Origin of the sequence: Serratia sp. CY47280, from assembly GCF_052168655.1 — a bacterium.
Taxonomy (GTDB): domain Bacteria; phylum Pseudomonadota; class Gammaproteobacteria; order Enterobacterales; family Enterobacteriaceae; genus Serratia; species Serratia bockelmannii.
This window is the reverse complement of record NZ_JBJNMG010000003.1, coordinates 317,269-334,563: the sequence shown is the minus strand read 5'-3', so window position 1 is coordinate 334,563 and position 17,295 is coordinate 317,269. Positions and strand designations below refer to the sequence as shown.

13 protein-coding genes are annotated in these 17,295 nt (G+C 51.7%); 3 read left to right on the top strand and 10 right to left on the bottom strand.

The window, feature by feature from the left end:
- Positions 1–130 precede the first annotated feature (130 nt).
- Together ACJ8J4_RS15880 and ACJ8J4_RS15875 are read left to right on the top strand one after the other, a co-directional pair.
- On the top strand, positions 131–2,497 hold the full coding sequence (locus tag ACJ8J4_RS15880; protein WP_442516079.1) for a sensor histidine kinase: 2,367 nt from the start codon (positions 131–133) through the stop codon (positions 2,495–2,497).
- Positions 2,497–4,383: a hypothetical protein gene (locus tag ACJ8J4_RS15875; protein WP_442516078.1), complete on the top strand. Its 1,887-nt coding sequence runs from the start codon at positions 2,497–2,499 to the stop codon at positions 4,381–4,383. Before ACJ8J4_RS15880 ends, ACJ8J4_RS15875 begins: the two co-directional genes overlap by 1 nt.
- Positions 4,384–4,995: 612 nt before the next feature.
- Here the strand turns inward: ACJ8J4_RS15875 and ACJ8J4_RS15870 are convergent.
- The 5 genes from ACJ8J4_RS15870 to ACJ8J4_RS15850 form a co-directional block, all read right to left on the bottom strand.
- Positions 4,996–6,120, bottom strand: coding sequence for an HNH endonuclease (locus tag ACJ8J4_RS15870; RefSeq protein WP_442516077.1), 1,125 nt, complete (start codon positions 6,118–6,120; stop codon positions 4,996–4,998).
- 229 nt (positions 6,121–6,349) lie between these two features.
- Positions 6,350–6,658, bottom strand: coding sequence for a hypothetical protein (locus ACJ8J4_RS15865; RefSeq protein WP_197836427.1), 309 nt, complete (start codon positions 6,656–6,658; stop codon positions 6,350–6,352).
- Positions 6,659–7,192: 534 nt separating this feature from the next.
- Positions 7,193–8,155 (bottom strand): GTPase, encoded by a 963-nt coding sequence (gene yjiA / locus ACJ8J4_RS15860; RefSeq protein ID WP_197836426.1) that lies wholly within the window; start codon positions 8,153–8,155, stop codon positions 7,193–7,195.
- Positions 8,156–8,176: 21 nt separating this feature from the next.
- Entirely contained in the window at positions 8,177–8,380 is a 204-nt protein-coding gene (locus ACJ8J4_RS15855) for a YbdD/YjiX family protein (protein WP_004953088.1), read from the bottom strand.
- 218 nt (positions 8,381–8,598) lie between these two features.
- Positions 8,599–10,779 (bottom strand): carbon starvation CstA family protein, encoded by a 2,181-nt coding sequence (locus ACJ8J4_RS15850; RefSeq protein WP_043136262.1) that lies wholly within the window; start codon positions 10,777–10,779, stop codon positions 8,599–8,601.
- A 436-nt stretch (positions 10,780–11,215) separates the two neighbouring features.
- Between ACJ8J4_RS15850 and sfnG the strand changes: the two genes are divergently transcribed.
- Positions 11,216–12,310, top strand: a complete 1,095-nt coding sequence (sfnG, locus tag ACJ8J4_RS15845) for a dimethylsulfone monooxygenase SfnG (protein ID WP_025305137.1) — start codon at positions 11,216–11,218, stop codon at positions 12,308–12,310.
- Between the two features lie 4 nt (positions 12,311–12,314).
- On the opposite strand, the gene ACJ8J4_RS15840 is transcribed toward sfnG, so the two are convergent.
- The 5 genes from ACJ8J4_RS15840 to ACJ8J4_RS15820 all read right to left on the bottom strand — a co-directional run bounded on the left by ACJ8J4_RS15840 (position 12,315) and on the right by ACJ8J4_RS15820 (position 17,290).
- On the bottom strand, positions 12,315–13,199 hold the full coding sequence (locus ACJ8J4_RS15840) for a LysR family transcriptional regulator (RefSeq protein ID WP_197836424.1): 885 nt from the start codon (positions 13,197–13,199) through the stop codon (positions 12,315–12,317).
- Between the two features lie 27 nt (positions 13,200–13,226).
- The gene (locus tag ACJ8J4_RS15835) at positions 13,227–13,919 is read right to left on the bottom strand and encodes an MgtC/SapB family protein (protein WP_019453282.1); all 693 of its coding nucleotides are present in this window, start codon (positions 13,917–13,919) and stop codon (positions 13,227–13,229) included.
- Between the two features lie 111 nt (positions 13,920–14,030).
- Complete coding sequence (locus ACJ8J4_RS15830; protein ID WP_197836423.1) at positions 14,031–14,810, bottom strand: ABC transporter ATP-binding protein; 780 nt, start codon at positions 14,808–14,810, stop codon at positions 14,031–14,033.
- Positions 14,811–15,395: 585 nt separating this feature from the next.
- Positions 15,396–16,466, bottom strand: coding sequence for a porin (locus ACJ8J4_RS15825; RefSeq protein ID WP_197821758.1), 1,071 nt, complete (start codon positions 16,464–16,466; stop codon positions 15,396–15,398).
- Between the two features lie 32 nt (positions 16,467–16,498).
- Positions 16,499–17,290 (bottom strand): ABC transporter ATP-binding protein, encoded by a 792-nt coding sequence (locus ACJ8J4_RS15820; protein WP_197836266.1) that lies wholly within the window; start codon positions 17,288–17,290, stop codon positions 16,499–16,501.
- Between the last annotated feature and the right edge of the window lie 5 nt (positions 17,291–17,295).

Sequence of the window (17,295 nt, the reverse complement as noted above, 5' to 3'; positions counted from 1 at the left end):
TGTTAAAAGAGTGTCTTACAGCATCCCATAAGTGAAGATGAATCATTTACATGTGAAGGTTAACCCATCATATCAGTAGATAAGGATTATTTTTCATTACAAAAGACTAATTCATATACGAGGTCAGCTCATGGCAGAGTTTGCAGTTGCGGCGAGAACGTTGCTCCATCTCGGTTCTGAATTGATTACTTCTGATGAGGTAGCAATTTACGAATTGATCAAAAATGCATTCGATTCTGGCTCAAGTCGAGTCTCTATAAAGTTTTTCTGTCCCATTTCATCTCATATAGTTTCGGAGTGCCATGAGATGATTGATGATTCGGTCGATAATCGCATTTCTTTAGGTGATATTAAATTCTTAATATTAAATAAATTAAAAAATAACTGGAGAATTTTAAATGAAAATGACGAGGTTTTAGATTTTGATTCGTCAGTTGAGCTTGTAAGAAACTCAACTGATTTGAGTTCACTAAAAGGTGGGCTAAAAAAAATTAACTATATTGAATTTGAAGATTCTGGTTCAGGAATGAATTCATTAAGTTTAAAGAAAGCATTTCTAACTATAGGCACCTCTTATAAAAAAGTTTTTGATACAAAAGATGATGGTTCTCCAGTTTTAGGGAATAAAGGGATTGGACGACTCTCAATGATGAGATTGGGAGCTATAGCACATGTTGAAACATGGACAAAAAATGAAGAGAATGCTCATAGGATTGAGTTTGATTGGAATGCTTTTGATTCATCTGAGCTATTGATAGGGCAAATAAATTTTCCTATAAATGAAGTTATTAAAAATGGAAAAACTGAAAGTGGTACAAGAATATCTATATATTCTTTAACTTCAGATTGGTCAGAAAAGCGAATATTGAATGATATAGTAAATGGTTTTTTACGCCGCTTAAATAATCCATTTCAAACTGACTTACGTCGTTTTCCTATTGATCTCTATTATAATAATTCAAAACGTATCCCCATCAAACCAATCGATAAAAAACTAATCGAGCTTGCTGATAGAGATTTAGTATTAACGTTTACTCCAACAAAAAACGCAGAGCTTTCATCTGAAATCTTGAAGACTGTTATCAGTATTCCAGGGTTAGATAACTCTTCGGTTCCTCAATCGAGAACGGTGAGGGATCTTTGTAGTAAATATGAGTGTAGTATAAAAGATTTAGATTCCATAGGCCCATTTACATTAAGAATTAAATGGTTTAACAGATCAAAATTAATGCAAAGAAAGCTTGGTCCTGAGCTAAAATCCATTAGAGCCGAATTAGACCTTTGGAATGGTGGTGTCGCTATTTATCGTGACGGATTCCGAGTTGGGTTGTCTGGCTCTAGTAAAGATGGAGATTGGCTAGACATTGATAACAAAGCATTAAGAGGTAGAGGGTTAACTTTAAATAGAATTCAGACTGTCGGGGCTCTTGAGATAACAAAAATATCTAATCCACTTCTTATTGATCGATCTAATCGCGAGGGCCTAATCGATAGTGCAACAATAGATCTCTTGAGAGGTATAATTCAAGATTTTGCATTATCAGAGCTTCGTTCTCATGTTCAAGCAGAGGAAAAAGTTCAGAAAAAAGAAACTGAAAACCAGCTTCTTGATGAAGGAATCGATTCTATTGAATCAAGACTTAAAGAGTCTGAACAAATTATCCATGAAATACAAACTAAATCACCGGAATGTAAAACACAAATTGTATCATTGCATCAAAACATGCAGTTTATAACTAATAGCGTCAAAGGTTTTCGCGATGCTATAAATACACTTCAAGAGCAAAGAGAAGATATCTTAGAGTTAGCAGGTGTAGGTAATGTCATGAGAAGTGTAATGCATGAATTAACTAGAACCACATCTCAAACACGTTCTCTACTAAGTAAAATCGCTAAAAATACTGATGACGAAACTTCCGATTTACTAAATAAGCTCGAAATCGAAATCAAAACACTGAATACAAGATTGAGACAGTTAGATCCACTAAGCACAAGCGGACGCAATCGGAAAGGGCAGTTTGAATTGGTCGGTTTGATAAAAACAATAATAAATGGGTATAAGGCCCGATTTTTAAGGCATAATATAAAATTTGTTCTTACATTTAACAGTATACCCATTACCAACCAAACATTTTTGGTTAAAATGGTTAAAGGTTTTGTTAGTTTAACTATTGAAAACATTATATTAAATTCTGTACACTGGCTTAAAACAGGTTTCATTATGCCTGGTGATGATTCTGCTACTATATATATCAATATCGACTCGGATGCCAGTGTTATTGAAATTTATGACAATGGTCCAGGTATTTCTCCTTCAGATCGTGAACGCATATTCAGTCCTGGCTTTTCCCTGAGAAAAAACGGACATGGCTACGGGCTATACATTGCTAAGGAAGTTTCTGCTAATTATGACTCTGATATTTACTTAGACTCAGAATCATTCCCGGACGGTCGCCTAAGACGTTTTATTATCGAACTTCCAAAGAGGGATGATTAATGAATTTCAAAATTGCGGTTATAGATGACGATCTTAATAACTCAGTAAATGAGGATGATTTACATCGAGTTGACAAGGATAATATCTTAGATGCTCTGATGGACTCAACGTCTCCAGAGTATGAAGAATTATCTAATAACCTAGGAGATTTGTCATTATCTTTTAATAATATTGAGGATTTGGTTAAATATATTAATGATGAATCTGTATGTCAGAAACTACCTCTTTATCTTCAAAAATTAAAGGTTGAGGCCCTTTCAAGAAGAAATGCATTAATAGGGCCTGTGCGTAAAGTTATTGAATGGTTATGTGAGGGAGAGCATGGTTTAGAGCCAAAGGATATTAATGAGTTTCATAATACACAAGATTTTCTTCTATCAATCGAATCCGAGTGCTACGATCTAATTCTCGTAGACTACCTTTTAATCGATGATAATCAAAAGTTGACCATCCCTTTCCTGAAGAAAATAAAAGAACGGTTGGATAAAAGAAGCTGCTTTTGCTCTTTTATTTTAATGTCATCTTATAGTCAACAATTATCAGATGATTTTTTGGAAATAAAATCAAGAGTAGAAATGACAAGCTCAAGATTTCGTATTCTTAGTAAGCCAAATTTAACTGATCTCAATGAGGAAATAATTTGGAAAACCACGTTCCAACAAATATTTAAGCAAAAACTATTTATTCAGCCTATCGAAAATTTTTTGCATGAATGGATTAGTAATTTCAATAATGCTACGCATAATTTGTCCAGAACATTATGGACTTTAGATGCTCATACTTTAGACATTATTTACAGAACATCCAAAAGCGATAATCTAAGTTTTTACGAATATTTTTCGGATGTTATTTTTAAAAAAATATCGTCAGAATTTGAAGGCTCACTTAATCCTCAAAATTCTAAAGTGAGAGAATTTGGAGATGTGTTGATAGATGCGCTTGAGTCGAATGATAAAATAACTCCCGGTAATGAAGTGGCTGATTCACGCCTATTCTTAAAAAATTTATTCAAAGATGTTAATTGGCATCAAGAACATTGGTTTAAACCAAGTGAACCCTTTCCTATTGAAGATAATGTTTCTTTGATAAGCGATCATGCTTTCCCGTATCTTCACTTTCTTCGTTTTTCTTGGCTGAAGAGGAATTTAAAGTTTGGTACAGTTTTAAAGCGAAAGGATTCAGATCAGTTTTTAGTTAATCTTACCCAGCCTTGTGATATAGCTCATCTAACTTTATCTAAAAGTCTTGATGTGCATTTGCTTTTCATTTGTGGTAGTGTCGTACATATGAGCCAGTATGACGTAAATGATAAACAGGCTTTATCGTCCTCTCTTTATTATCAAGATGAATGGAAAAATATATATTGGAATTTGTCTAAACCTTTAACTCCTCCTATTTTTGAGTTTAAAGAGCTTCTTAGCGATTATGTTATAGTTGCACAATTAAGAAATGAACAAGCGCAATATATACTTAATCGATATGTATCTAAAATAAGTCGCGTGGCGCAAATAAAAACACCATTTCTATACGAATTGAAATATGTTACTGTCGCTTTGGATGCAAATAAAAATATTATTATCAAAAAATCAGGTGGTTGCCATGCGCTGGAGGAAAATAAAAAGTTAGTAATAAATTTTGATCCTGAGAATGCAAAGATTATAGTTAAGGAACTATCTCTTGATAGTAACGTTTTAGAGTCTCTCATATCCGGAATTTCGCTGCCTAAAAGTAATAAAGTGAGATTATTTAACGGTTCAAAAAATGAACACATGATATTTTTGAAAAATGCTTTTTCTGAAGGGTCTGTAGTTAAAATTATTAGTGATGAATACCGGGGAAAACTAGATAAAGTTCCTGAAGGAATGATTTTCATTTATCCTGAATGATGTTATAGAAAAAGCCTGTTTGCAAAGACAGGCTCTTTATTAATGAGCGGAAAATGTATATTGGTTTATATTATCTATTTTTAGCAAACCTTGCCTAAGAATTATCTAGGTAATATCATATATTGCATCTATGCGAAGGTTTTTTTGTTACAATGCGGTTGAGTGTCATGTTATATTGTATTAATGGTATTATCATTGTTGGTACTTATGATGGTATTAGAGCATTTTTAATATTTTTTTTAATTTAAAAACATAGGGTTGTTTGCGATGTTCGAGTTCGGCCTTCGCACCATTAAGTATCGTGCGAACAAAAAGCCACCGAGTGATGGTTTTTCGTGTCTGGAAGCCCACCGCCGCTACCTGCCCATTTTACTTTGTATTGATGCATTTCCCATTTCAGTAAAAACCGGGTTTTCCTGATGCTTTCCTAAGACCTATCTGATTTATCTTGAATGATAGAAAATGCTTCGCTAAGCCCTTCAGTATCAAGGTGTTTCAGGATGAGGCAACAGCAGACAGGGGGATAACAGACATTAAAACTGGGTGAGTTTCTTTAAGTAAGCTCACCTATCTTAATGTAAACAAGATAGGTGAGCCTTTTATAAGGTTGCACTATATAACGCCAGCCTCTTTCAACTCCAACTTCACCATCAGCTTCTTGTTCACCGCTTTCCCATCCACCCCGCTATGAATCCGCCGATGGCAAGTCGGGCAAATGGCGCCCACCCACTGCGGGTGATCGGGGCCTTCGTCGGCCAAGCGTTTGGTGTGATGGGGCTCAAGGTAGGGATCGCCATTCCTTTTCTTGAACGGTGCCGGCTGGTCGCAGGCTTCGCAGATGCCATTGGCGCGCTTCAGCACGTATTTTTTTACGTCTTCGCTGCGTTTGAACCAGGATTTTTTGCTGTCGCTTTGTTGGCGCTGGCCTGATATCTCTGAAGACTTTATAGCCTTTGCGCGCAACTGTTCTAAACTCTCTTCCTTCTGGCCTAATTCTGATGAGATAATCTCATGATCAGAATCTTGAGCAGAAGATACACGGAATAGATTGAAAATTATCCCTTGCCTCATGTTTTCTTGGGTATCTTTACATTCAATGTAGTTCCATGAATCACACTCGAATAGCCCAGAAAATTTTACGCCCGTACGTTTTTTGTTATATTCAAATAAAAGTATATCCTTACCATTCTCTTTATGGTCGCGGATATCTTTATTGCCTTTGGTAAACTGCATGTTACCTTTCTGGCCTTCTCCCGTGTAGGAGAAGTGGTCGTTGTTAGACCATCCATCTTTGTACCCATGAGTTTCGCCAGCCTCGCCGGTGAAAATGAAGATCACGGGGAATTCTTTGGGGGTCGATATTCCGCCCTGTTCTTGCCCACCGTAGAGGTCGTGGAGGTATTTACGTTTATAAACTTCGCCTTTTTCCAGTATCTCAAAAGGATGCGGTGTTTCGACGATCTCAAAACCGAGGTTTTTGAGAAATTGGATAGCTTTTTCCGTGCCGCTATCGGCGTTGATTCCCTTAAACGGATAGCCATGTTGCTCACTGTATGCTCTAGCGGCAATGCCTCGGATGTCGTACTTCTCGCCATTATAAATAAGGGTGTGTTTTTTAAATCGTTTTATTTTATGTTGTTTTAAGAATTCATCTCGGCCAAGTTTTTTATATTCTTCGATGGCTTTTAAAACGGATTCTTTTGAAGATAATGCTTCTATTGCTGTTGCCAAAACCACTCCCTCACATTGCCGAGTTGGCTCTGAGCAATGTGCTTGCTGACGAGAGCAGTATGCATCAATACCCAGCAGTTAACTCATCGATTTACCGAATGCGTTAACTATGCCAGGTAGGGGAGGAAATGCCTACCTTGATGAATGTTTTTATTGTGATATGTCAGTCAGATCTATTGGAAATCGTGGGTAGGAAGGGCGACGAGTGCAGGCATCGCCCTGATTGTCATTTACGTTAGCCGCAGGCTTCCATCTCTCGTAACGCTCGCCCATAAAGGTTACATAGCGCAGGAACCAGATGCGCCGTGGCGTTGAGGTAGCGATTCATCTGCTCCCAGCCTTCGGTATCCAGCTGTGGGTGCTTTTGCAGCAAGTGGCCGAACAGCATCAGCCCGTGGCACAGCCCTTCAGCCTGCTCGGCAGAGAGTGCGGCCAGGTCTAAAAGTTCTGAAGGATTAAAAGCGCTGAGATCTAGGTGGTTAAACAGTTGGCGATAGAGGGTGAGGGTGTTTGCAACGGATTCTGTAGTGGGAACCTTTGTCATGGGTGCATCTCCGTATGTCATTGATTAATGACTATCACCAGAGACGCTAAACTCGGGTGGTAGCCCTGACGGGGTTAGCGTCACCGGGACATACGAACCGGCGCTTCTTGCGAAGCCCCCGCCTGAGCCACCATTATTTGGAGTGAACTAAAGCTACTGCATTATTACATAATACAGCGGTAGTATGTCAGATTCGGAACGCTAACTCCGGCTGCGGATTTTGCCGCAGCGGAAAAACTATAGTGTTATCAGCAAAAGGAAAAAATAAGCTGTATGGAATTACAGTTTATTTACTTTTAGGATTGGAATGCAGCTCGCAATTCGCCGTTCTCTCGGCATTAAATGATTAGTCATAAATTCATAGGCGATATTTATTAGTTAAAGCTAATAAAATGGAATGTGATGGCGGTAGGTTTATTATCGTAAGAAAAAACAGGCGGGAACCAATCTACGGCTAATACCACTCCCTCCACCCCATTAGCGCCATAAGCCCATAAAGGAGCCCACCCGCAGGCCCCCATATCCAAACCTCGCTTACCCCAACCCCCCAATCCTGCCCCGAATCTCCTCCTCCGGCAGGTTCACACCAATAAATACCAAGATGCTCCGGCGTTCCTCATCAGGCAGCCACTCCCGATCCCAGTCGGCGTTATACAGCCGCTGTACGCCCTGGAACAGCAGGCGGCGCGGCTCGTCTTCGATAGACAGAATGCCTTTGTAGCGCAGCAGGTTATCGGCGTATTCCAGCAGCAGGCCTTCCATCACGTCGGAGATTTGCATCAGCGGCAGCGGCCGTTCCAGCGTCACCACGATCGAGCGGATGTCGCTCTGCGGCTGCGGGATGCGGCGGAACAGCGGGACGGGCGGCGTCAGGTTGAGTTTGTCGTTCAGCGTAAAGCCTTCGATGTCGAACAGCACGCTCAGATCGATGTCGCCGTGTGTCACCTTGTAGACCGGCGCGCGGGCGTTCATCCGCTGCAGCCGCTGGATCAGCGCCTCGCAGTCCGGCGCCACGTCGGTTTTGGTCAGCAGGAGGCGGTCGGCGTAGCCCACCTGCGCCTGGGCGATGCTGAACTGGCTCAGCTGCTGCTCGGCGTGCGCCGCGTCCACCAGGGTGATGATGCCGTCCAGCAGGAAGCGCTCGCACAGGATCTCGTGCGAGAAAAAGGTCTGGGTAATCGGGCCGGGATCGGCCATGCCGGTGCATTCGATGATCAGCCGATCGAACGTCAGCTGGCCGCTGTCGACGCCGTCCAGCAGATCCAGCAGCGCGTCCGCCAGTTCGTTGGACTTGCTGCAGCAGATGCAGCCGTTGCTCAGGGTGGTGATGCGGCTGGCGCGATCGCCGATCAGCGCATCGTCGATCGGTACTTCGCCGAACTCGTTCTCGATGACCGCGATTTTATAGCCGTGTTCGGCGTTCAGGATGTGACGCAGCAGGGTGGTTTTGCCGGCGCCCAAAAAGCCGGTCAGGATGGTGACTGCAATGGGTTTCATACGGATCCTTGTGACTGCGGGTTAACAGCAGCGCATGCCGCCTTTGCCGTCGCCGCCGTAGCGCGCTTGCTGGCGCTCGCGGAAAAATTCTTTATAGGTCATCACCGGCTTGTCCGGGTGGTTGTCTTTCATGTGCTGGACGTAGGTATCGTAGTCAGGCACGCCCACCAACATGCGCGCCGCCTGCCCGAGATATTTCCCCGCCTGGCCGAGATTTCCGAACATAAGCCTTCTCCAACTTTACCCTGCATCACTACAGCGCTTGCTTAAGCCTGATATTAGGGGAAGCCGGGGGATGGGGTTCCCGCAGGGATGCCCCACCTCCGGGTCACCCCGGGTATCTCGATTGCATCGCGCCGCACGCCTGGCATCTTGCGATACGTAGGCCGTGCGGCTTTGGGTACTACTTAACGTTTATTATGCAGGGTATCCGTTAAATCACATCAATGCTGGGTCGAAACTTTGACTTCCCCCTCAGTTACGCCGTCGGCGGGCGCGGCCTGCGGCACCGGCACGTAAGGCGTTTCCTGGTCGGTGCGTTTCGGGTTCTTGTGCGCCGCCATCGCGGTTTTCACCCCGTAGAAGATGATGCTGTACACCACCAGCAGGAACAGAATGCTCAGCCCGGCGTTGGTGTAGTTGTTTATCACGATGTGGTTCATGTTGGCGATCTGCTGGGCGCTCAGCTCGGCGCCGCCTTCGGCTATTTTGCGTTTGTACTCGCCGGCCAGGAAGAAGAAGCCTTCCAACTGCGGGTTGTCGCTGAACAGCTTCAGCCCCAGCGCGTAGGTGGTGCAGATCAGCAGCCACACCGCCGGCAGCACGGTCACCCAGATGTATTGGGTGCGCTTCATCTTAATCAGCACCACGGTGCCCAGCACCAACGCCACGGCGGCCAGCATCTGGTTGGAGATGCCGAACAGCGGCCACAGGCTCTTCACGCCGCCGAGCGGATCCACCACGCCCTGATACAGCAGGTAGCCCCACAGCCCGACGCAGCCGGCGGTGCCGACGATGCCGGCCACCAGCGAGTCGGTTTTCTTCAGGAACGGCACGAAGTTGCCGAGCAGATCCTGCAGCATAAAGCGGCCGGAACGGGTGCCGGCGTCCAGCGCGGTCAGGATGAACAGCGCTTCGAACAGAATGCCGAAGTGGTACCAGAAGCCCATGTTGGCGCCCGGAATGATCTGGTGGAACACGTGGGCAATGCCCACCGCCAGCGTTGGCGCGCCGCCGGCGCGGTTCAGCACCGAAGGTTCGCCGATGTCGGTGGCGGTCTGCAGGATCTGTTCCGGGCTGATGACGAAGCCCCAGGAGCTGACCGCCGCCGCCGCGTGCACGGTCACGTCCTTCAGCGAAGCCATGATCATCGGCGCGTCTTCGGTGCCCAGGCGGTGCAGATCCGGCATGGTGATGCCCAGCGCCGCCGGCGGGGTGTTCATGGCGAAGTACAGGCCCGGCTCGATGATGGAAGCCGCCACCAGCGCCATGATGGCGACGAAGGATTCCATCAGCATCGCGCCGTAGCCGATAAAGCGCGCGTCGGTCTCATTGGCCAGCAGTTTCGGCGTGGTGCCGGAGGCGATCAGCGCGTGGAAGCCGGAGACCGCGCCGCAGGCGATGGTGATGAACAAGAACGGGAACAGCGTGCCTTTCCACACCGGGCCGGTGCCGTCGACGAACTGGGTCACCGCCGGCATTTTCAGCTCGGGGTTGAGGATCACGATGCCGATCGCCAGCCCGACGATCACGCCGATTTTCAGGAAGGTGGCCAGGTAGTCGCGCGGCGCCAGGATCAGCCACACCGGCAGCAGGGCGGAGACGAACGCGTAGCCGATCAGCGTGAAGGTGATGGTGGTGTCTTTAAAGGTCAGCGCCGGGCCCCAGTACGGGTCGTGCGCCACTACGCCGCCGAACCAGATGGCGGCCACCAGCAGCACGATGCCGATGATTGACACTTCACCCACGCGGCCGGGGCGCAGGTAGCGCATGTAGATGCCCATAAACAGCGCGATCGGCACGGTGGAGCAGACGGTGAACACGCCCCACGGGCTTTCCGCCAGCGCTTTCACCACGATCAGCGCCAGCACCGCCAGGATGATGATCATGATCAGGAAGCAGCCGAACAACGCGATGGTGCCCGGTATCGGCCCCATCTCTTTTTTGATGATCTCACCGAGCGAGGCACCGTTGCGGCGCGAGGAGATGAACAGCACCATAAAGTCCTGCACCGCCCCCGCCAGCACCACGCCGCCCAGCAGCCACAGCGTGCCGGGCAGGTAGCCGACCTGCGCGGCCAGCACCGGCCCCACCAGCGGCCCGGCGCCGGCGATGGCGGCGAAGTGGTGGCCGAACAGCACGTTCTTGTTGGTCGGCACGTAGTTGAGGCCGTCGTTGTTGACCACCGCCGGGGTGGCGCGGCCGGCGTCCAGCTTCATCACCTTGGTGGCGATGTACAGGCTGTAGTAGCGGTAGGCCACCAGATACACCGCCACCGAAGCGACGACGATCCACAGCGCGCTGATGTGTTCGCCGCGGCGCAGCGCCACCACGCCGAGGCAGGCTGCGCCGAGTATCCCCAGCAGCATCCACGGAATGTGCTTTAAAATCCCCTCTCGTTTCATGAGGTATCCTTAATTCCAGTCTGCAAGATATGAATGAACTCATCCGCTTGTAAGAGATGTCAGAGTGGCGCGGTGAGCCGTAGCGTCTTTCCCGAGGTAAGGCGGGTTTAGGAACAGCTCATCATCGCCGGGGGTAAGGGGGGAAGACAGGCGTATTTCGGTCAGCGGTCAGATCCGCCGGGTGAACGGTTGGATTGGCGGGGTAAGCGGTTTGTTGCATAACCAACAGCCGCCCGTCAGCCGCTGTTGCCAATGCAGCACCCGCCCGAACTCGCTGGCTTTAAACTCCCGGTTTTTCAGCCAGATGCCTTAATACGGCGGTTGGCACGCATCCTGCTATCGGTTTTATAACCAAAACAATGTTTTCAATATTTGGAAGTCAATAATGGTTATATGCGCGCCGCATAACGGCGCCGACGGTCAGAGGGAGAGAAGCATGTCAGCAGCAAACCACTCGCAGCAGCCGATTCAGTTCGCCTACTGGGTGCCGAACGTTTCCGGCGGCCTGGTGATCAGCAATATCCCGCAGCGCACCGGTTGGGACATCGGTTATAACCGCAAGCTGGCGCAGATCGCCGAGCGCGCCGGTTTCGACTACGCGCTTACCCAGATCCGCTTCACCGCCGGTTACGGCGCGGAAAACCAGCACGAATCGGTGTCGTTCTCACAGGCCCTGTTGGACGCCACCGAGAAACTGAAAGTGATCGCCGCGCTGCTGCCGGGGCCGTGGAACCCCACGCTGGCGGCCAAACAGATCGCCACCATCAGCCATCTTTCCAACGCGCGCATTGCGGTGAACATTGTCAGCGGCTGGTTCCGCGGCGAGTTCAAGGCCATCGGCGAGCCGTGGCTGGATCATGAGGAGCGCTACCTGCGTTCGGAAGAGTTTATCCGCTGCCTGCGCGGCATCTGGACTGAGCCCAGCTTCACCTTCGCCGGCGATTTCTACCGTTTCCGCGACTACTCGCTGAAGCCGAAGCCGCTGGCGCCGTTGCCGGAAATTTTCCAGGGCGGCAGCTCACGCGCGGCGCGCGACATGGCGGCGCGGGTCTCGGACTGGTATTTCACCAACGGCAACAGCGTGGAGGGCATTCGCCGGCAGGTGGAGGACATCCAGAGCAAGGCGCAGGCCAATCACCATCGGGTGAAGGTGGGGGTGAACGGTTTCGTCATCGCCCGCGAGAGCGAACAGGCGGCGCAGGCGGTGCTGCAGGAGATCATCGATCACGCCAACCCGGAGGCGGTGCAGGGCTTCGGGCACGAGGTGAAAAACGCCGGGGCGGCCTCGCCCGAGGGCGAGGGCAACTGGGCCAAGTCCACCTTCGAAGATTTGGTGCAGTATAACGACGGGTTTAAAACCAACCTGATCGGCACGCCGCAGCAGATCGCCGAGCGCATCATCGCGTTGAAAGACGCCGGGGTGGATCTGCTGTTGCTGGCGTTTCTGCACTTCCAGGAAGAGGTGGAGTACTTCGGCCGCGAAGTGATCCCGCTGGTGCGCGAACTGGAGCGCCAGCGGGCGGCGGCCTGAGCGTTCAACCCGTTTGCAGGGTTTGCAGCAGGTGGATAAAGGCGGCGCTGAGCGGCGGCGTGGCCGGCTCATGGCGGGTAAAGACGTAAAAGCGCGCGCTGATGTCGATCTCGTGCGTCGGGATTTTCTGCAGGTGCAGCTGCGGGGCGTAGTGCGCGACCACCCGATCGCTCAGCAGCGCGATATAGCCCTGCTGCCTGACCAGGCACCAGGTCGCCAGAAAGGAGTCGGTCTCGACGATCTGGCCATGCGGCGTGTAACGCTCGGCGATCTCGCGGATGGCGGCGTGCCCCACCGAGCAGGAGCGCGGCACCACCCATTTGGCTTCGGCCGGCGGCTGCCCGGCGGCGGTCAGGTCGCCCCCTTGATAGAGCGAGAAGCGCTCGCTTTTCAGCGCCTGCATGGCCAGATCGGCGCCGCCCGCCGCGCCGTTCAGGCTGCTGACCGCCAAATCCAGTTCGCAGTTTCTCAGCCGGGCGAGCAGGCCTTCCGGGCCGTCTTCCACCACCGTCACCCGGGTATGCGGGTAGCGGCGGTTGAAGCCTTCGAGCACCTGGGGCAGGTAGCACAGCAGCGGATCGACGCTCATCCCCACCCGCAGGCGCTTCTCGCCGCCGGCGCTCATGCCGCGCAGCTCGTCAAACGCGCTGAGCAACTGATTGGTGGCGGCGTCTATCCGCCGGTAAAACAGCTCGCCGACCGCCGTCAGGCGCACGCCGCGGTTGCTGCGCTCCAGCAGCCGCGCGCCGATGGTCATTTCCAGCTCTTTGAGCACCCGGCTTAGCGTCGGTTGCGAGACGGCCAGCTTTTTCGCGGCATCGTGCAAACTTCCGCAGTGAACGATGTCTTTGAACATCGTCAGATGAGCCAGTTTCGGCATGGTTTTCATGGTTGATCTCCCTGGAAGTGAACGGCATTAGCCGGAGCCGGCGATGCGGCTGTAATAGGCCTGTTTCATCATGCTGTCGTTCAGCAGTTTATTGATGGTCTGGTCGAGCACCGGCGTGGTGACGGAGGCCGGCATCAGCGTGGCGGTGATCTCCACGTCGTCGTCGCCAAAGGGTTCGATATCCAGATGCGAGATAAAGCAGTTTTCTCCTTGCAGCACCTGTTTGAATTTGGCCAGCGCTTCACGCTGTTCATGCTCGAAGGCAATGACGCAAATCTGGTAGGTGGATTCGCCGTTAACGTCATTGAAGGGCTGTTTGTTGACCATATTGACCAGCGGGCGCAGCAGGGTGTTGGCGGCGAGCACGAACAGCGTGGCGGCCAGCGCATCGCCGTACAGGCCGCAGCCGGCGCAGGCGCCAACCGCCGCGGAGCCCCAGAGCGTGGCGGCAGTGTTCAGGCCGCGGATGTTCATCCCTTCTTTCATGATGGCCCCGGCGCCGAGAAAGCCGACGCCGGAGACCACGTAGGAGATGACCCGCACCGCGCCGCCGCTGCCGTCGATGGTCATGGCCAGGTGGACGAAGATCGCCGCGCTGGTGGCCACCAGCGTATTGGTGCGCAGCCCGGCGGTGCGCTGGCGGAATTGTCTTTCGTAGCCGATGGCGGCGCCCAGAACGGACGCGGTCAGCAGCGTCAGCAGTGTATGAATGAAATGCATGATAATAACTCGATGTATTATCCGCTTATCATGAGCCACCCGTGGCGGGGTAACTCTTGATAAACAGGTAGTTAAGTTGGCGGGATCCGTCCCGCCAGGCCAGGACGGCGCTCAGTGCGCGGCGGCGATCTGCCGGCTGAGCATCTCGCTGATTTTGTCCGTCAGCGGCTGCATCCCCTCGCGGGTGCGCGTCTCGCGGCGCTGCGCGATGTGATAGCAGCCGTCGAGGGTGCCGGCGCCCAGAAGGAGGATGCGATCAGACATCATCACCGCTTCCTCTACGCTGTGGGTCACCAGCACGATGGAGCGGGTTTTGATCTGGCGCGTGCTCCAGATGCGCAGCAGATCGCTGCGCAGGTGTTCGCCGGTATAGACGTCCAGCGCGGAAAAGGGCTCGTCCAGCAACAGCAGCATCGGTTCTACCGCCAGCGCGCGCGCAAAGCCGACCCGCTGGCGCATGCCGCCGGAAAGCTCGCGCGGGTAGGCGTCGCGATAAGGCGTGAGCCCGACCAGATCGAGCATTTTCAGCGTCTGGGCTTCGACCACCTGCGGCGGCAGATCCTGCGCCTGCAGCCCGAAGGCGATATTTTGATAGACGTTCAGCCACGGGAAAATGGCGAAGGTCTGGAACACCATGTTGATCTGCGGATTCGGCCCCGAGACTTTTTTATCCCCCAGCATCACGGTGCCCAGATCCGGCGCGATCAGGCCGGAAAGTATGCGCAGCAGGGTGGATTTGCCCGAGCCGGACTGCCCCAAAATGCTGACGACCTCGTTGTCGTAGAGGCGCAGGTTGATTTCATTCAGCACCAGGCGTTTTTCTTTACCGGTAGGCTGAACGCTTTTGCTGACGTTATTAACCGTCAGCAACGTGGTTTTTTTTACCATCATGATGTTTCTCCACTCAATTAAAAATATGAGCATGGAAAAATGGCCGATAGTTATCGCCGCGCAGGGGTAAAATAAATGCGAGCGCAAATAAGCCTGAGCGTTATCGGACTGTTAATAAGCGTATGCTGGAAGGATTAGCCTGTCAGGCGCGCCGGAGCGGCGTGCGCGGAGGCCATGCGCTGAAGGGGTAAAGCGAAGGGATGTGGTAACTGACGCATATCCTGACACTTTCAGGATGCAATGGGATGACTATTGCTCCTGTGACCTCAGCGATTCCAACAATAAAATAAACAACCAACTGTCGCCGTCCATATCATTTCCCCGTTATTTTTCGTGTGGCCATAATACGCGTGATATTGCCTGTGATTCAATGTGGTTAGGCGGAATTATCGCGGCAAAATGTAATTTAATATGAATGCGGGAAAGTTTTTCTTTATTTATTAAACGGGGCGTCAACGAAAATCATGAGAATGAATATAGGCGTTATTTTATGGAAATATAAACCTGAATTAAACGAGAGAATAACAGGGCGGGCGCAAGACAAATAATGAACCGGCCGCAGCGCGCGCTGCGGCCGGTATCGGGTCAGAACTGATACATGATGCCGGTTTCGACAATGTCGTCGGCGCCGGCGCCGACGGCGTTCTGCCGTTGCAGCAGGTTGAGCTTGTACTCCACGTAGGTCGACATATTGGCGTTGAAGCTGTAGTTCAGCGCCAGATCCAGGTATTTGACCAGATCGGCGTCGCCGATGCCGGGCAGGTTACGGCCGCGCGTTTGCAGGTAGGCTACCGAGGGCGTGACGCCGGAATCGAAGTGATACTGCGCGACCGCCTCGACGGCGTCCGCGCGGGGGGCGAAGCCGGCGTAGCGATCGCCGTCGACGTAGGTCATGTTCTCAGTGCGCGCGTAGCTGGCCGCCAGGTAGAGGTTGTCCTGGTCGTATTTCAGCCCCAGGGTCCAGGCCCGGGCGCGATCGCCGTCAGCCAGGCCGAAGCGCTGTTGCGCCAGCGTGCGCGCAGAGTTGGCGTAGGCGCCGCCAACGTTGAGCCCCACGCCGGTGTCGTAGGTGGCGGAAAAGGCGTAGCCATCGCCGTTTTGCGTCTGGATATCCTTCGCCCTTTGAGCGTCGTCCCCCCGATTCTTCCCCTGATATTGCAGGCCGAGATCCAGGCCGCCCAGGCTGCGGTTGTGGTAGGTCAGCAGGCCGTTGGCGCGGCCGGTCATAAAGTTGTCGGCCGCTTCGTAGCTGTCGTTGCCGAATTCAGGCAGCACGTCCGTCCAGCCGGCCACGTCATACAGCAGGCCGTAGTTGCGGCCGTAGTCCAGGCTGCCCCAGCGGCCGAACGTCAGCCCGGCGAAGCCCAGCCGGGTATAGCTATTGCCCGGCCCGGCGCTTTCCGGCTGATCGAGCCCCGCCTGATATTCCCATTGGCCATACCCTGTCAGCCCGTCGGCGATCTGCGTCTCGCCTTTGAAACCGAAACGGGTGTAGGAGCGATCGCCGTTATTGTCGGCATCGCTGCTGAAGTAATGCACCCCGTTCAGTTGGCTGTACAGATCCAGTTTATTGCCGTCTTTATTGATGATTTCCGCGCCGGCGGCGGCGGCCGGCAGCAGGATGATCAGCGTCATCAGCACGCTTTTATGGTTCATTTCAGTTCCCCAAGTGGATGAAAACAGGGCCGTTAACCGGCCGATTGCGCTTGCGCGATTTTTTTGTACAGGCAGCTGCGGATCCGATCGGTGAGGTGCCGCAGGCTGTCCCGGTTGCGCGCCGCGCGGGGAATATTGATGCTGAATTCGTCATCGATCCGTTTGCTGGTCGCGTCCAGGATCAGCACCCGATCGGACATCAGCACCGCCTCTTCGACGTCGTGGGTCACCATCACCATGGCGCGCGTGCGCAGCCGGTTGTCTCCCCACAGCGCCAGCAGATCGCTGCGTAGTTTTTGCGCGGTAAAGATATCGAGGGCGGAGAAGGGCTCGTCCAGCAGCAAGACATCGGGCTCTACCGCCAACGCCCGGGCGAAGCCCACGCGCTGGCGCATGCCGCCCGAGAGCTCGCGCGGCCAGGCGTGCTCATAGCCGGTCAGGCCCACCAGGCGCAGCAGCGCCCCCAGCCGCTCGGCGATCGTCTGCGGCGGCAGCCGTTGCGCCAGCAGCCCGAAGGCGATGTTGTCGTACACCGTTAGCCAGGGATAGAGCGCGTAGGACTGAAACACCATGCCGGCGTTCGCGCTCGGGCCATTGATCGGTTTGCCCGCCAGGGTGAGCGTGCCGCTGTCCGGCGGGATCAGCCCGGCCAGCATGCGCAGCAGCGTGGACTTACCCGAACCGGATTGCCCCAGAATGGTGACGAACTCGCCGGCGTGCACGGTCAGCGACACGTCGCGCAGCACGGGGGTGGGGCGTTTATTTTCGCCGATAAACGTCTTGTTCAGCCGGCGGGCGCTGATAATTACCTCTTGAGTCAGCATGTTGT

Coding starts and splice junctions, on each gene's coding strand:
- ACJ8J4_RS15880 (WP_442516079.1), top strand. CDS start 131: ATGGCAGAGTTTGCAGTTGCGGCGAGAACGTTGCTCCATCTCGGTTCT.
- sfnG (WP_025305137.1), top strand. CDS start 11,216: ATGTCAGCAGCAAACCACTCGCAGCAGCCGATTCAGTTCGCCTACTGG.
- yjiA (WP_197836426.1), bottom strand. CDS start 8,155: ATGAAACCCATTGCAGTCACCATCCTGACCGGCTTTTTGGGCGCCGGC.
- ACJ8J4_RS15875 (WP_442516078.1), top strand. CDS start 2,497: ATGAATTTCAAAATTGCGGTTATAGATGACGATCTTAATAACTCAGTA.
- ACJ8J4_RS15865 (WP_197836427.1), bottom strand. CDS start 6,658: ATGACAAAGGTTCCCACTACAGAATCCGTTGCAAACACCCTCACCCTC.
- ACJ8J4_RS15850 (WP_043136262.1), bottom strand. CDS start 10,779: ATGAAACGAGAGGGGATTTTAAAGCACATTCCGTGGATGCTGCTGGGG.
- ACJ8J4_RS15830 (WP_197836423.1), bottom strand. CDS start 14,810: ATGATGGTAAAAAAAACCACGTTGCTGACGGTTAATAACGTCAGCAAA.
- ACJ8J4_RS15840 (WP_197836424.1), bottom strand. CDS start 13,199: ATGAAAACCATGCCGAAACTGGCTCATCTGACGATGTTCAAAGACATC.
- ACJ8J4_RS15820 (WP_197836266.1), bottom strand. CDS start 17,290: ATGCTGACTCAAGAGGTAATTATCAGCGCCCGCCGGCTGAACAAGACG.
- ACJ8J4_RS15835 (WP_019453282.1), bottom strand. CDS start 13,919: ATGCATTTCATTCATACACTGCTGACGCTGCTGACCGCGTCCGTTCTG.
- ACJ8J4_RS15855 (WP_004953088.1), bottom strand. CDS start 8,380: ATGTTCGGAAATCTCGGCCAGGCGGGGAAATATCTCGGGCAGGCGGCG.
- ACJ8J4_RS15825 (WP_197821758.1), bottom strand. CDS start 16,466: ATGAACCATAAAAGCGTGCTGATGACGCTGATCATCCTGCTGCCGGCC.